This window comes from Agaribacterium sp. ZY112 (assembly GCF_041346925.1).
In the GTDB taxonomy this organism is placed as follows: Bacteria; Pseudomonadota; Gammaproteobacteria; order Pseudomonadales; family Cellvibrionaceae; genus Agaribacterium.
On sequence record NZ_CP166840.1, the window covers coordinates 1,316,491 to 1,331,238 of the forward strand.

The following is a 14,748-nucleotide window of genomic DNA, read 5'->3' on the forward strand; positions in this document are numbered from 1 at the left end:
GTCTTATTGGTTTTTAGTGTTAGTTTGATGACTCTTTTGAATCGTATTGTTCCTTTTTGTCTTTGTAAATGTTAGATATTTGCTCTTTCTTGTTTGTTTTTACTCCTGTTGTTGTTAGCCTTTTTAGGGTTTGATTTAGGTCAAATCCGTATTTTTTTTCGCTTTTATGTTTGCTCAATATGAGGGCATTAGGCTGCTCTCTTGTGGTCGGTTGACTCAACATGGAACGTAATATGCAGCTAAGCCTGAGCACCCAGTTGTATCGAGGCTGCTTTAGGCTATTTACTTTAATAGAGAGATGGGCATGAAAGAACTTATTACACTTGGCGAGTTTGTTATCCAGCAACAGCACAAGCACGCGGCGGCGACGGGCGATTTAAGTCAGATTTTTGGGGCTATTCGCTTGGCATCGAAACTGGTACATCGTGAGATTAATAAAGCGGGTATTGCGGATATAACTGGGGCTGCGGGTCTTGAAAATATTCAGGGTGAACAGCAGCAAAAACTCGATGTGTACGCCAACGAGAAATTTAAAGCCGCTTTGGCTGCACGAGGCTTGGTTTGTGGTATTGCCTCAGAAGAGGAAGAGCACTTTGTTGAGTTCGATCATGAGCTCAATAAGGGCAGTAAGTATGTTGTGTTAATTGATCCTGTTGATGGTTCTTCTAATATTGATGTTAATGTTGCAGTAGGAACCATTTTTTCTATTTATAAGCGTAAGTCTGCTGCAGATGGCCCAGTTGAATTGGATGACTTTTTACAGCCAGGCACTGAGCAGGTCGCTGCGGGATATGTGATTTTTGGCACCAGTACCATGCTGGTTTATACCACCGGTGATGGTGTGAATGGATTTACCTTTGACCCAAGCATCGGTGTCTTTTATTTAAGCCACCCCGATATGCAGGCGCCTGAAAGCGGCAATATATATTCTGTTAATGAAGGTAATTATATTCACTTTCACGATGGGGTTAAGCGCTATATTAAGTACTGCCAAGAATATGATCCTGCAACTAATAGGCCTTATACATCCCGTTATATTGGCTCCTTAGTGGCTGATTTTCATCGTAATCTCTTAAAAGGCGGCATCTATTTTTATCCGAGTTATGCAAATAATCCGAATGGGAAATTGCGCCTTTTATATGAATGCAATCCGATAGCTTGGTTGGCAGAGCAAGCAGGTGGGCGAGCTACTGATGGCAATGGCACTCGTATATTAGATATTAAACCAACAGAACTGCATCAGCGCACGCCATTTTTTGTTGGCTCTGTGTCGATGATGGATGATGTTGAACGCTTTATGGTTCAAGAGCGGGCGCGCTTGGAACGAATGGCTGAGCTTGCTTAAGCTCAAAGTAATGAGCTTTCCTTAGTGGCTGTTGACAATAAGCGTGTGCATCAATAAGGTTTAGTGGCTAAGTTCAAATAAAGCTTGGCCGCTGGCTTTGTTTAATTTTGGCAGTTTTAAAAGTTTTGCAAGAGTCGGTGCGACATCAATACTTTCCACCCGCGTTGTGTTTGTCTTGGGTTTTAAGAGCGGCGATACAAAGATGAGTGGTATGTGTGTATCGTAATCCCAAACAGAGCCATGGTTAGCTGAAACGACATACCCTGGGCTTTGATTGAAAGCGTGTTTTTCAAATACAAGGTGAATGTCACCTGATCTTCCGCTTGCGTCGTTAAGGCCAATGGCTCTTTCAATACCTGTCGCTTGTTTCATATTAATAGCTTTATAGCTGTAGGCGCTGTCAATGCCGTCTATTTCTGCAAGAGATAGAGCCAGCTCTTTTTCAAAGGCTAAGCGCTTATAAATATTACTCTGATATATATCAGGTCTTAAATAAACTTGGGATGAGTTGAATATCTTAATTAGTGGGCCTGATATCTTGTGCTGTTGTTTAATTGGGTTTAGGTGCGCCTCTAATGTTTTTTGGTCAATATTTAAAAAACGAGCTTGTTTTTTCTTGGCTTCAGGGTCATTAGGGTTGTCAGCAACACCATGGTCGGAGCTAAGTACAATAAGGGTGTTTTCTAAGCCAATGCTTTTGTCTATATGATTTAAGAGTTCTGCAAGTACGCGGTCTAGTCTTAATATGTTGTCTTCTGCTTCGAGGCTGTTTGGGCCAAATTGGTGGCCTATATAATCAGCTGATGAAAAGCTAATGGCTAAATAATCGGTTTGTTTTTGTTGGCCAAGTTGTTCATTGTCAATAAGGGCTTGGCTGAATTTGCTTGTGAGCTCGTCGCCTGCGGGGCTATAACTTAAGCGTGGATAAAAACCTAGGGCCGACTGTTTACCATAATAGTGCGGGAAGGTTCGCCCTAAAGCATAAGGGTTGTTTTCCCAGTGGCGGTCGTCATGCTTAGCATTTACATAACTTTTTTTATCGTTTAATAACTTCCAGTAGCGTTGATCATAAGCTTTAGTGGGGTTTGATTTATTCCAAGCCTTGACCCACTTTGGCGTATTTTGATAATAATAACTGCTGCTGATAAAGCGACCATTGCTTTTGGAGTACCACCAAGCTTTGCCTTTTTTTCCTGCCAAAGGAATAGCGCCTCTGTCTTTAACGGACACGGCAAAAGCGCGCGCCCCAGGAAGGGATTGAATTAGATGGTCGGAAAAGCTATCCACCCGGATATTGGCTGGGCTTTGTCCCTCTCCTGTAGCGCCGATAAGTTTTACTGTTGGATCTGAGCATGAGTAGACCATTTGCTCATTTTCTTGATCGTACCAGCGATTACTTATCATGCCGTGAATGCTAGGCGTGGCACCTGTTGCTAGGCTGGTATGGCCGACAATGGTTTCTGTTACGGCATGAGGGTGCTGGGCATTGCTAAACGATACACCGTTATTTAGTAAATAATTAAAACCATTGTCCACAAAGCGATCTTTATAGCGCTCAATTAAATCGGGCCTAAGCTGGTCGACCGTTAACTGTAGTACTAGCTTTGGCCTATCTATATCAGATGCAAAAATAGATAGGCTTAAAGGTAGACATATGAGCGCTATAAAGACAGTCTTCATTTAAGTGCTTTTTCGTTGATCTTGTCTTTGATTTGTTTAATCGTCTGTTCGCTCATATGCATATCCAAAGATTGAGTGGCGGCACTTACGGTTGCTGCCACTAGTACTCCTGTAAACATCAAACCAAGGATTGCAATTGCAATCGCAATCATGCGAGATAGCTTTTTTAACGGGCGCATATCACCATAACCTACGGTTGTTGCGGTAATGGCGGCCCAATAGATGGTGTTGAGAAAATTCCAGCCTTCTCTTCTTCCTGCTATAAACGCCAGAATAAGAATAAGCACCGAGAGAAAAATAAGGATGGGTGAAAGTAAGGATAAAAAGATGTAAAGCATCTTTAGGAAGCTAATTGTAAAGTCCATATTCTTATACCTGCTTTTTTATAGTTTCTTGTATTTTTACTTTGTTGTGTGTGCTTAAACTTAATCGATAAAGGTGTGTAGCTTTAGTAACTGGCCTTGGCGAATAACATTAAGTTCAATTTTATCGCCCGGTTTTAAACTGCGAAGATAGTTCCACATGTCTTTAATGCCATCGTCATCCAAATTCACATGGTTTTGGCTTATAGCAACAATCACATCACCACCTAGGGTGGTTTTAATGCCACCAATATTGGCTGGAATAGTTCCGCCTTGCACACCAAGCTTGTGGCCTAAGCTATGCTGGGCTACGTGCTCGACTAAAATTCCATATTTATAAGGCACATTGAGCGCATTCATCATTATTTCACTCAAAGGCAGCATGGTCATACCGGTCCACACGGGCGGATGGTCTAAAAATAAACCCTTAGCCATATTGATGCTAGCGGCAAAACCAAGGCCTTCATTGCCGCCACTTTGGCTTAAAATATGACTAACAATACCGATGACTTCGCCTTTTACGTTGAACAAAGGGCCGCCACTATTACCCTGATTAATCGGTGCATCGGTTTGTAGGAACTCAAGGTCAAAATCATCTACTGGACTTTGTTTATTGCGGCGGCCACTTAAGTGGCCAATGGTCAGTGTTTGGCTAACCCCATAAGGCGAACCAATGACAAAAACTTCTTCGCCAATATGGCTATTATCGGAGTTGCCAATTTTAGCTTGGGGAAGATCCTTGGGGGCGTCTTCAAGTTTAATAACGGCAAGATCAGCAAAAGAGACAGAGCTAACGGTGCGAGCTTTGAAGCGACGTTTGTCGGCCAACTGGACTTCAATCTCATCTTCGCTTTGCACTACGTGAGCGGCGGTGAGTATGTAACCATTACGCACCAATACTCCCGATCCCAAGCCTGAAGAGCTAGTATCAACCTTGCCTTTTACGCTTTGGCTTTGCCCTATGCGAGTGGTATGGATGGTGACTACGCTGTCTTTCACTTTGGCATAGACTTTACTGAAATCACGAGCATGGCTATTACTGGCAATAAATAAGAGCAGGCTAAGTAATACTAGGGTGAGGCGTTGGTACATGAATTGTCCTTTTCTGGGCATGCTGGACTGCCTTTAGCGGTATTTAGGCTTAGCATCAGCAAGGGATTTGTTATGATTCTGGCGATTATAAAGCAAGTCAGAGGCTTGTGGTGTTTGTAACTGCTACAGGAGCTATTATGGATAAGTAGGACCTTGTCATTTCCTATCTTAATTTACGTCGTTTAATTGGTGTTATTGCCTTGCTGCACCCTGTGGTTTTGTACGTTGGCGGGCTAGTGCTCTTCTCATTGCCTCTACAAGAATCTATGAGTCATTATTACCATACGGGTATGAGAAATGTGTTTGTTGGGGCTGATGTCGCGACGGGTGTGTTTTTACTTTGTTATCGTGGCTATGGATTACAGGATAGGATTGTCGCCTCCCTAGCCGGTTTATCGGCCATATTGGTGGCGTTTTTTCCTATCGCTTTAGAGGGTGAGTTTAGTGAGGCCATGCTTTTAGCTTCGAAAATTCATGTTGCCGCCGCCTTGCTCTTTTTACTTTGTCTGGCTTATTTCTGCTTGGTGCTCTTTGTTCGTTCGGGAGAAGGGCTTGAATTAAGCCAGAAGAAAAAGCGCCATAATTTAATATATCGTATTTGTGGCATTAATATTGTGATGGTTATTATTGCGGTTATTACTTATGGCGAGATTAGTGCTGTACATGAGTATTTTGCCGCAACACCTTTTATCTTCTTTTTAGAACTCATTGCTTTTTGGAGCTTCGGCTTAGCTTGGTTAGTTAAAGGAAGGGCTTTGGGGGCAGCTTAGGTTTAACAAGAGGCCTTCGATTATATAAAGGCCTCTTGTTGATTCTAGGATGTGACTTATTCAAGCCCTAGGGTCTTTTTATATGTTTTCTCAAGATAGTATTGAAGCACTTCAGGTGTTTCTTGCAGAAGAATATCTACGTCGCGAGAAACAGGGGAGCGCTGTCTCTCTATAGAGCAGAAGGCATGAGCAGCTTTTTCAAGTTCTTCGCCTAGGTTAATGCCGAGTTCAAACTGAGCTTCAGGGTGCTTTTCACAAAAGCGCGTAAAAGCCAACAAGGCTTCTATCATTGCACTTTTATAGTAGTGAGGGTGAAGCTGTTGAATATTGTCATCAATAAGCTTGGCGAAAATTTCTTCACCGCTAGTCATCGAACTGCGTACCAAGTCGCAATCTATAATATGCTCCTTGTTGTTTGCCTCAGCAAAACTCATGCTGCGTGTATGCCCCATGCTTTGCCAAATCGCTTCCAGAAAGGCCCTATCTAAATTAACAATGAGGCCGCGCTCTACGCGCCACTCAAACCAGTCTGTATCGACAGCGGCGTTCTCTGAGTTTGAACTTGTGTTTGGAATATCACTTTTCAGCCCGGCTTTATAGACACTGCGCTGGCTTTCGAGGATTTGTTCGATTCGGTTAAAGAGTTGGCTCGGAGCCTGTGCACCGAGCTCCACGGCTGAGCTTAGAGTCCACTCGTCTGACGATTTGGCGCTGCAGAATTTCAATAGATGCTGCAGGTGAATAGATCGTAAACCGGTAAAGAGGCGAGGCTTTGTACGCTGCAAGGTGCCAATGGCTGCAAAGGCCTCTTGTAATAGGCACAGCTCAATAGCACTGTTACTAACGTCGCTAAGGCAGCCGACGATTTCATCTGCGCTCATTGTTGGGTTAAGACCAAATTCTCCTTGGCTTGTTGAACCTATAATTACGGAAAAATGGCGTGCAGCCAGTACCGTTAGGTAGTCCGACAAATCCGAGTGTTGCTTGTTCAATAGAGTGAAAGAGAGGCGTGCTAGCAGCCAGTTATTTTTGTATTGGCTTTGGGCATAAATATAGTTAAGCCATTGTTGCTTATCGTCTTCGTTTAAATCCTTGCTTTCAGCAAAGTCGAGTAAAGCTGCGTAAGCCTGTTGTTTATCTTCTGTGCTAAGTATTTCATAAACTGCTTTTGGCCCGGTACTTATATTTGGTATGGACTCAGTGCGGGTACGAATAGGATTAATACATATGTTAGGGGCATAAAGCTGGTTTTCACGTGAAGCCCGATAAGCCAAACTCGCAGAGGCATAACCTACATTGGTATGCTGGGTGCGCAGTTGCAGATTTTTCAGGGTTTTATAAAGAGCACTTACATTACTGCTTTGGCAGAGCTCTTCGGTCATCATTAGAGTGAATACAGCAGCTTCAGAATTTACCCAGTGTTTACGGATATGGGCTATTTCTTTTTCGAGCTTGTCACATACCAGCTGAGCATCACGCATACGGTAATCACCGTTCTCACTTTGCAACCAGCTAAGGCATAAACATTTTTGATTGTTGATGGAGTAGGTTTGTGAGGTTGCCAAACTCTGTAAGCGGCGTAGAGGTCGCCCTGTTAAGCCTAAGGCTTCATTGGCGCCCACTTGTGAATAAGCATCTACAAGATGCGGAGCGCTAATAACTCTAATCGGAGAGATATCATCAATGCTTTCTGCAATGACACCGTGCTCAGCTAGGGCTTGTTTTACTTCATCATTTTCTGCAAGTACAACCAGAGCCACTTGAGAGTGATTAAAGCGGGTTGTACTGCCGCGTAAACGAATAGCGTCTAAATCGTCGTATTCAATCAGCTCTTCGTCGAGTAGCAGGCCGGTATAATAGATACTTTGGGCCCAGACTAAAGGTAGGTTTTCATTGGCTACGCGTTCCTGTGAGCCAGGATCTAATTTCTCCGCCTCTATATTTTCCTCAAGCAGGTAATACAGTTCTGGGATTAGCTTTGTGCCTTCCTTTTCTATCATCACCGATTCAATTTTATGGCGATAAAATTTAGCTGTCGCTTTGTTACCTGCAAACAGTGCATTGATATAGAGGTAGCAGAAAAAGAGCGGCCATTCGCTTTCTACGTGTTCAAAATCAGCTAATTCCGAGTGCTCATAATAGAGGCGGTTGGGGTCTTCAATGGCCGTTTGGTGACCATCCCATAAAAAGCGTTTACAGCCATAGCGGCCGCCTAGCTTTTTAAGAATTTCATCCCGGGTTTTAGTGACCAGTTCAGGGTCACCAACTGCAAACGCTGGGAAGCCAATAACACTTAAAAGCGCGCTATCGACCTCTTTTGAAAGCGACTCACGTGGCAGTAGTTGAGCCAAACTGTTGCGTGCTAGGGAGATGGAATCGGCAACCGTATGAACAACGGCACGAGCAGAGGCGCCTTTGCCAAAAAGATTGAGGCCGTCCAGTGCCTGTAAAGCAGCTTTGGCCATGCCTAAGGAGCTTGCGTTAATTTCGGTTTTACCGTTATTAATTTTATTGCCGCGCTCCCAAATACCGTAATCTGGGCTGCGATAAGCGCTGGAAATGTAATAAATAAGATTTTGAACAAAATCGACTTCATCGTGAGTGCGTACGATGCGCAAGCCCGATGCTGTCATTTGCGCCATGATTAATAAAAAGATGGAGGTTGCATCGATTTGTAAATGCCCCCACGCATCATCAGCAACAACACATAAACCGCTACTGGTGTCGTATTTGGCGTGTAAAGCATCAAGTGGGTTAAGGCTGTGCTTAAATGTCTCAACCTTATCAGCTTGCCTCATCATTGATTGTAATAAGCCGCGCATTAATTTTATGGTGGCTTGTTCTAGCTCATCCTGGCGCTCTTTATCGCCTTTGCGCCGAAAAGCAACACTGAGGGCCCAAGGGGCAAGAATAGAATAAACATTATCTCGTACCCAAGCGTCGGTATAGTTACCGTGGGCATTGACTGCTGTACTGGCAGGCAATAGGCCTGTTACAGGGTGCTGACGGCTTAAAATAACTTTCTTAATCTCTGAATAGAGTTGGTTAAGGCGTTCCTGAGCGTTCATTTTCATCTTCTATTAATAACGTGGCGGCGATGATGTGGCAGGCTTAGCTATTCGTCAATCTGGAATTTGGCGCTCTGCCTGTCTCGCCGTATCATGTGGTTCGGCTTGGTGGATAACAAGCCGCTAAATAAAGTCTAATTCAGTTTAGCTCAGACTTTGCTACAAGCGTTTGTCTCTGAAAAGAATATTGAGCTTACTGTACTAGCTATTGCTCTAAACCCGAAAGATTACTGCAAGGACCAGGCCCATGAGCCGTATTTCCATACTCACTTCTATGATTTCTGTCTTTATTGCTCAACATTTACGCAAGCTTGTTTTGGCTGTGAGCTTTGTTGCTTTACTTATGGCTCTGACTCTCGCTGGCGGAAAGCTCTATCAGCATATCGATAGACATCCTGATAGAGGTGCTAAAGCAATTAGTCAGGGTGCTTTTACTGAGTCCTACACGACCCCCGTGTATTTAGATCAGGGTTGGAAGCGCTCAGACAGCTTGTGGTTTTACAATACGACTCAAGGTTCTAACTTACTGCCTTATGAGATGATGCTGGCGCTTGAGCATGGTGATAATACGCAGAGCTTTCTCGCTGATGATAATGTGGATCGTTGGCGCTACTTGCCTCAGGTGGCCACCATTTTTAACCCAGATGCGCTACCTGTAGGCTTTGTTAAGGACACATATAAGGGGCAGGCCTATTTAGGGCTGACCTGTGCAGCTTGTCACACGGGCCAAGTTAATTATCAAGATAAAGCCATTCGTATTGATGGCGGCCCTGCTATGTCAAATATGTCTGCTTTTATGGCCGAGTTAGAACAAGCTCTAGATGCGACTTTAAATAAACCGGACAAATTAGAGCGCTATCTAACGAAAGTGCTTAAAAAGGGCGCCTATAAAAATGCAGAGCAAGCTCAAAAAGATCTTGAGTTATGGCATAAGATTCGTCGTCAGTACAATATTGTTAATCACAGTTCCTTAGATTATGGCTATGCGCGGCTTGATGCTTTTGGTCGTATTTATAATCGAGTGCTGCAATACATTATCGATAGCGATCAGTTAAAGCGTCATTTGCTTTCGGCAAGAAATAGCGATGGTTCGCGTATGCTTACCTTGCAGCAAGTTGATCAAGTGATGCAGGGGATTGATGATTCGGTAGTGAGCCGAGATGAATTTATGCTGGTGATCGACCGCTTGACGGCCAAAGGTCCGAATCAAGTGTCTTTAAGCATGAAGCAAATTCTGCGTTTACGAGACCAAGTATTTAACGAGCCTAATGCGCCGGTTAGTTATCCCTTTTTATGGGATACCGCTCATTCCGATTATGTGCAATGGAATGGTATAGCTAAAAATGCTGGCGCGGGCCCTTTGGGGCGTAATGTGGGGGAGGTGATGGGGGTTTTTGCCACCCTGGATTGGACGGCAAGCAAGCCTTGGTATGCCCCACTTAATTTACCCGCTCGAGCTTCTGGGCAGGACAGTAAACGAGAAGTGATTGATTTCACGTCATCGGTTGACCCTATTAACCTGCAGCGTTTGGAGTTGGCTTTAAAGAATTTAAAATCACCTCTGTGGCCCGGAGACGATAGCTATCTGCCTAATGGTGAGCATGGACCTTTACCTAAGATCGATAAAGCTCTAGCGGATAAAGGTCAGCGTTTATTTGTTGAGTATTGTCAGAGTTGTCATCAGCCTATTGATCGTAATAATTGGGATCGAAAAGTTGTGGCTTCCATGTCGGCTCTGGATCGAATTGGTACTGATCCTGCGATGGCTAAAAACTCAGTCTTATACAGTGGCAGTTCAGGTAACTTTAAGCAAACCTATCAAAAAACATCGGTCGGCACCGTTATCATGCCCGAGCAAGCGCCGGTTGCTATGATCCTATCGGCGGCAGCGGCCGGCGTGGTAGTGACACCTGATGCGGATAAGTGGTGGATACGTAGGCAGCTAGATAGATTGTATTTACTTGCGGCTTCTTTCTTTCAAAATGATATAGAAGCGAGCGTACAAAGCGGCGATTATCAGCCGAGCACTACAGCTCAACCCTTTCAAAACCTCTTGGCTTATAAAGCTCGGCCCTTAAATGGCATTTGGGCTACCGCGCCTTATTTACACAACGGTTCCGTTCCTACGCTTTATGACTTATTACTGCCAGTTAAGCGTGAAGGCGATCCAGATGAAGGCTTGTACCGCCCTAATCATTTTGTTGTAGGCAGCCGTGAGTTTGATGCTAAAAAAGTAGGTTTTAAATCGCAAGGTTATGATGGCTCTGTATTTGATACGAGTTTGCCCGGCAACTTTAACAGTGGTCATGAATATGCCGCTGGGCGCAGCCCCCAGCTTAATGGTGAGGTCTTGCCAGCTTTGAATGACCAGCAGCGCTGGGCCCTTGTTGAGTATATGAAAACGCTCTAATTTATCTCGCTGAGGTCGGCGCCAAGTTATTACTCTTGGGGTCGGCTTGTTTTGCTTTCCTCGCCCTTATTTCCCCTTGTCTTTACTTCGCAATAAAGTTTGCTACTCCATGGCATCGAGTTTGCAAATGTTCTTATAGACGACAGTTTATAAGCTCTCTTTATAAAGTTTATGCACTGAAACTGGGCGAGTTAGTTTTTTACGCACTTTAACATTGCGTTGCTTTTAATTCTGCTTACTTAGTGAGTGCAGCTATTTATTGGGGCGTATTTGATTTTATATTTGATAATAACTTGAGGACTCATTTATGGATAAGCAAACAATGACGGATGTGATTGTGACTAAGAAAACCGAGCTTGGTTTGACTTGGGAAGAGATGGGCGCAAAAACAGGCCTAAGCCCAGTTTGGTTGGCGTCGGCTTGCTTGGGCATGAATAGCGCTCCGCCAGAAAAAGCAGCCTTAATTACCGAGTATTTAGGCTTAGGTGAAGATGTTAAAACAGCTCTTGAGGCTTATCCAATTAAAGAATGGCAGCAAGCAGTACCTACCGACCCTTTAATTTATCGTTTATACGAGGTCGTGGGTGTTTATGGCGAAACCTTAAAAGAAGTGATTCAGGAAAAATTTGGTGACGGTATTATGAGCGCCATCGATTTCTCAATGGAGGTGGATAAAATTGAAGACCCTAAAGGAGACCGGGTGTTACTTACCTTAAATGGTAAGTTCTTGCCTTATAAAAGTTGGTAGTTGTTAAATAAGTCGTTTTTAAATAAAAAGGCCGCAATAAATGCGGCCTTTTTACATGGTCTAAGCTGATGCGTATTTTATTCTTTACTCTGTGCAAGCTTGTCATTAACTAACTTGGCTGCAGCAAAGGCTTGTTCTCGATTATCAAATTCAAAGATCTTATCGATGGGGCAGCGTCCTTCACGTGTAGTGATGTAGCTGGTTCCACCACAAGCTTCGGTAAAGCGGCTTTCAAACAAAGCACGTGGCGCCATAGTCAAATTGTGACAGCTATATAACGTCGTGGCGATATAGTATTTCGACATCGTATTGATATTGATCTGTTTGTCGTTCTCAGCCCCATAACCGCGAATATCTCTAGTGCGAATACAAGCGCGGCCATTTTGCCCGGTCGTTTCTGACATAAGCTGGCCAAAGTTCGGGCTATTAGCGCTGCTATCACCGCTTGTAGTACACGCGCTTAAGCTTGCAGCTAGTAAAACAAATAAACTAAGTTGAAATACTTTTTGCACTAGAGTTTCCTCCATTAGCTATTGGTTTTTAATACTGGCTTGGCTTCGTTTAGCCATTCATTTAATTGCACAAGATCTTGCTCTGTTAACATGCCGGCGACACCTTTAAGGCGCAAGCTACTCATAATGTAGGTGTAAAGCGCGGCGTAATAATTTCGCTTGGCTTGATACAAGTTTTGTTGGGCATTTAAGACATCAACAAGATCACGGGTACCGACGCTATAACCCGCTTGGGTCGCTTCTAAGGCGCTACTGGTAGAGATAATACCTTGCTCACGAGCATGTACGGTTGCAACGGTGGTTGTCACACTTAAGTGTTGAGAGCGCGCAGCTTGAACAACGTCTCGTTTGGCTTTTAGCCACTGCTCACGTGCTTGGATGGACTGTTGCTCGGCTTGTCTTCGAGAGGCGCTGACAGCGCCACCATTATAGATAGGCACAGTTAAAGTTAGGCCAATGCTACTGTCATCAGAGTCTAGATCGCTGTTATAACCAAAGTCGGTTTCTCTATCGTCGTTATAGCTTGCATAGTTGCCGTTTAAGCTCAATACAGGGTAGTGGCCTGCTTTGGCTTGCTTAGCCTGACGACGGCTGGCTTCGGCTAGTGCCTCGGCTGCGGCTAACTGAGGGTTGCCTTCAATAGCTCGGTCCACCCAAGCTTGGCGAGCAGCGGGTTGAGGGTTGCTAACGGCAAAGTTATCTTTGAGAGGGGCAATCTGCTGATAGCTCTGACCGGTTAGTACTTCTAAGGCTTCAAAGCTAATACCTAGCTGGCCTTCTGCAATCAGCTTTTCAGCGACAGAGTTATCGTAAGCGGCTTTGGCTTCATGTACTTCTGTGATTGCGCTTAAGCCAACTTCAAAGCGTTGGCGAGTTTGTTCAAGCTGATGTTTAAGGGCGTCCTCTTCTGCTATTGCCGTAGAGTAATTATCACCAGCTAACAAAATATCAAAATAGGCTTGTGCGGTGCGCAAGATCAATTCTTGCTGAGCTGAGAGGTAGTTCGCTTCAGCAACATCCGCTGTCGACTTACCCGCTTTGTATGTCTGCCATGCGGCCATATCAAAAAGTGGTTGAACCAAGCTAATACCATAACCGCTATTGGTATTGTCGGTTTCACTGGGCAGCACTTGTGTGGTACTGCTTTCACTGCCGTCAACGCTTCTGTTGCTGCCGGTGTAATTAGCGCTGGCATTGATCTTGGGCAGTAGGGCTGAGCGTCCTAGTTTGCTGTCTTCTAAGCCCGCTTGATAAGCGGCTTGGGAAGCTTTGAATTCGTGGTCATTCTCAACTGCTTGCTGATAGATATAGTACAGATCTTCGGCTGTGCTGAATTGAGCGCTGAGGCCTAAGCAAGCTGCGATGCTAGCGTTGCGTAGAATATTGCGGTTGATACCGCGAGCAGAAAAAAGTTGTTTGAGCGTCATTGAGCGTCCTGGTCAATATGAACGTTAACTGAAGTCCTAAGTGCTGCTTATCATACATCGAGACTTGCTTGAAGGTTAGCCTTTTGTCATCTAGGGCTTTATCCGCATAGACAGGCCCTTAAGCCCTGCCTAAACTGGCGTTTTCAAATATGTGCAGTCATAGGTAAATGATGAAGTCTTTAGGTCGTGCTGACTTAGGTCGTGCTGATGTCGAGATCCTTGAGCAAAAGACGGCTTTTCAGGGTTTTTTCCAGATATTGAGTTTTCGTTTACGTCACCGTTTATTTAAAGGTGGCTGGAGCGAAGACATTAAGCGTGAGCTCTTTCATCGAGGCGAAGCAGCTGCGGCAGTTCTCTATGACCCAATTAACGATCGACTTGGCCTTGTTGAGCAATTTCGTATTGGCGCCTTAGATTCTGAGCATGGCCCTTGGTGTTTAGAGGTGGTTGCTGGCATGCTTGAGCCGGGGGAGACGGCTGAGCAAGTTATTTGCCGTGAGATTGAAGAAGAAGCCGGTATTACTAAGGTCGAGTTGGAGTTTGTCACCACCTATTACAGTACCCCAGGCGGCTGTAGTGAAAAAGTGCACTTATACTGCGCTTTATGTGATCTTAGCGAAGCCGGTGGAGTCTATGGTTTAGACTATGAAGGTGAGGATATTCGCTTTCAAACTTATGCCCCTGATGAGGTCTTTGAACAAATGTACTGTGCACGCACAAATAATTCTGCGACTTTGATTGGCTTGCAATGGCTGCAAGCTCATCGAGCTAGCTTGCGTGCAAGGCTGCAAAAGTGAGCCAGTACTTAGCCATTAAAAAGCGTCGCGAGGCGGCATCAGTCGATTTGCGTGGCCATATGGAGATATGTGAGCTGAACTATCATCGCTGTCTGCGTTTATTGCCCGGTTTACGTGATGAAGAGACGGAATGGCACTATCTAGCTGGCGGGCAGAATCCAATTAGTGTCGATATTCGCTGTACAGAAAAAACGCCTTATACCTCGCTTGTTACGATTTCCCAAGCTTGTAAAGATATGTCTCTGCCGACTATGCAATTGCGTTTATATCACGATGCGGATGTCGCTGAAGTGATTGTGTTTGAAGGGCATAGGTATTGGCAGCCCCAGTATGATTACCCCAATCCTAAGATGTACGCTCCTGATGAGAAGTTCGAATTAAATCGCTTTTTGCGTGATTGGTTGGTCTTTTGTCACAATCACGGTTTAATGAAAGCTAAGCTTTGTGAATCAGTTCATATTACACGAAGGACTTAGCTTCACATTCTTTGAGTTAGGCCACACACTGTTCTTATAGAACATAACGATACTTTGATAT

The 14,748-nt window shown here is 44.4% G+C and carries 12 protein-coding genes; 6 read left to right on the plus strand and 6 right to left on the minus strand.

Annotated features, from left to right (window positions below):
• Positions 1-304: 304 nt before the first annotated feature.
• Positions 305-1,345: a class 1 fructose-bisphosphatase gene (gene fbp, locus AB1S55_RS05895; RefSeq protein WP_370980868.1), complete on the plus strand. Its 1,041-nt coding sequence runs from the start codon at positions 305-307 to the stop codon at positions 1,343-1,345.
• A 60-nt stretch (positions 1,346-1,405) separates the two neighbouring features.
• On the opposite strand, the gene AB1S55_RS05900 is transcribed toward fbp, so the two are convergent.
• The 3 genes from AB1S55_RS05900 to AB1S55_RS05910 are packed head-to-tail and all read right to left on the minus strand — an operon-like array spanning position 1,406 to position 4,479.
• The gene (locus tag AB1S55_RS05900) at positions 1,406-3,025 is read right to left on the minus strand and encodes an alkaline phosphatase family protein (RefSeq protein WP_370980869.1); all 1,620 of its coding nucleotides are present in this window, start codon (positions 3,023-3,025) and stop codon (positions 1,406-1,408) included.
• Positions 3,022-3,390 (minus strand): potassium channel family protein, encoded by a 369-nt coding sequence (locus tag AB1S55_RS05905; RefSeq protein ID WP_370980870.1) that lies wholly within the window; start codon positions 3,388-3,390, stop codon positions 3,022-3,024. The genes AB1S55_RS05900 and AB1S55_RS05905 overlap by 4 nt, the downstream gene beginning before the upstream one ends.
• 60 nt (positions 3,391-3,450) lie before the next feature.
• Entirely contained in the window at positions 3,451-4,479 is a 1,029-nt protein-coding gene (locus tag AB1S55_RS05910) for a S1C family serine protease (RefSeq protein WP_370980871.1), read from the minus strand.
• A 266-nt stretch (positions 4,480-4,745) separates the two neighbouring features.
• On the opposite strand from AB1S55_RS05910, the gene AB1S55_RS05915 reads away from it, so the two are divergent.
• Complete coding sequence (locus AB1S55_RS05915) at positions 4,746-5,249, plus strand: hypothetical protein (protein WP_370980872.1); 504 nt, start codon at positions 4,746-4,748, stop codon at positions 5,247-5,249.
• 56 nt (positions 5,250-5,305) lie between these two features.
• Here the strand turns inward: AB1S55_RS05915 and AB1S55_RS05920 are convergent, their stop codons facing one another.
• On the minus strand, positions 5,306-8,317 hold the full coding sequence (locus AB1S55_RS05920) for a glycoside hydrolase family 15 protein (RefSeq protein ID WP_370980873.1): 3,012 nt from the start codon (positions 8,315-8,317) through the stop codon (positions 5,306-5,308).
• A gap of 247 nt (positions 8,318-8,564) precedes the next feature.
• On the opposite strand from AB1S55_RS05920, the gene AB1S55_RS05925 reads away from it, so the two are divergent.
• Entirely contained in the window at positions 8,565-10,727 is a 2,163-nt protein-coding gene (locus AB1S55_RS05925; RefSeq protein ID WP_370980874.1) for a di-heme-cytochrome C peroxidase, read from the plus strand.
• Positions 10,728-11,034: 307 nt separating this feature from the next.
• A complete protein-coding gene (cynS, locus tag AB1S55_RS05930; RefSeq protein WP_370980875.1) occupies positions 11,035-11,475 on the plus strand; it encodes a cyanase in 441 nt (146 codons plus the stop codon).
• 77 nt (positions 11,476-11,552) lie between these two features.
• Here cynS and AB1S55_RS05935 read toward each other — a convergent pair whose 3' ends face one another.
• The gene (locus tag AB1S55_RS05935; RefSeq protein ID WP_370980876.1) at positions 11,553-11,987 is read right to left on the minus strand and encodes a DUF6491 family protein; all 435 of its coding nucleotides are present in this window, start codon (positions 11,985-11,987) and stop codon (positions 11,553-11,555) included.
• Between the two features lie 14 nt (positions 11,988-12,001).
• Positions 12,002-13,414: a TolC family outer membrane protein gene (locus tag AB1S55_RS05940; RefSeq protein WP_370980877.1), complete on the minus strand. Its 1,413-nt coding sequence runs from the start codon at positions 13,412-13,414 to the stop codon at positions 12,002-12,004.
• Positions 13,415-13,581: 167 nt separating this feature from the next.
• On the opposite strand from AB1S55_RS05940, the gene AB1S55_RS05945 reads away from it, so the two are divergent.
• Together AB1S55_RS05945 and AB1S55_RS05950 are read left to right on the plus strand one after the other, a co-directional pair.
• On the plus strand, positions 13,582-14,211 hold the full coding sequence (locus AB1S55_RS05945; protein ID WP_370980878.1) for an NUDIX domain-containing protein: 630 nt from the start codon (positions 13,582-13,584) through the stop codon (positions 14,209-14,211).
• Positions 14,208-14,687 carry a DUF1249 domain-containing protein gene (locus AB1S55_RS05950; protein ID WP_370980879.1) on the plus strand — a complete coding sequence of 160 codons (480 nt, stop codon included), beginning with the start codon at positions 14,208-14,210 and terminating at the stop codon, positions 14,685-14,687. Before AB1S55_RS05945 ends, AB1S55_RS05950 begins: the two co-directional genes overlap by 4 nt.
• The last annotated feature ends 61 nt before the right edge of the window (positions 14,688-14,748 follow it).

Excerpts from the sequence above, each read along its gene's own strand:
- fbp (WP_370980868.1), top strand. The coding sequence starts at position 305 with ATGAAAGAACTTATTACACTTGGCGAGTTTGTTATCCAGCAACAGCAC.
- AB1S55_RS05900 (WP_370980869.1), bottom strand. The coding sequence starts at position 3,025 with ATGAAGACTGTCTTTATAGCGCTCATATGTCTACCTTTAAGCCTATCT.
- AB1S55_RS05905 (WP_370980870.1), bottom strand. The coding sequence starts at position 3,390 with ATGGACTTTACAATTAGCTTCCTAAAGATGCTTTACATCTTTTTATCC.
- AB1S55_RS05910 (WP_370980871.1), bottom strand. The coding sequence starts at position 4,479 with ATGTACCAACGCCTCACCCTAGTATTACTTAGCCTGCTCTTATTTATT.
- AB1S55_RS05915 (WP_370980872.1), top strand. The coding sequence starts at position 4,746 with ATGAGTCATTATTACCATACGGGTATGAGAAATGTGTTTGTTGGGGCT.
- AB1S55_RS05920 (WP_370980873.1), bottom strand. The coding sequence starts at position 8,317 with ATGAACGCTCAGGAACGCCTTAACCAACTCTATTCAGAGATTAAGAAA.
- AB1S55_RS05925 (WP_370980874.1), top strand. The coding sequence starts at position 8,565 with ATGAGCCGTATTTCCATACTCACTTCTATGATTTCTGTCTTTATTGCT.
- cynS (WP_370980875.1), top strand. The coding sequence starts at position 11,035 with ATGGATAAGCAAACAATGACGGATGTGATTGTGACTAAGAAAACCGAG.
- AB1S55_RS05940 (WP_370980877.1), bottom strand. The coding sequence starts at position 13,414 with ATGACGCTCAAACAACTTTTTTCTGCTCGCGGTATCAACCGCAATATT.
- AB1S55_RS05945 (WP_370980878.1), top strand. The coding sequence starts at position 13,582 with ATGATGAAGTCTTTAGGTCGTGCTGACTTAGGTCGTGCTGATGTCGAG.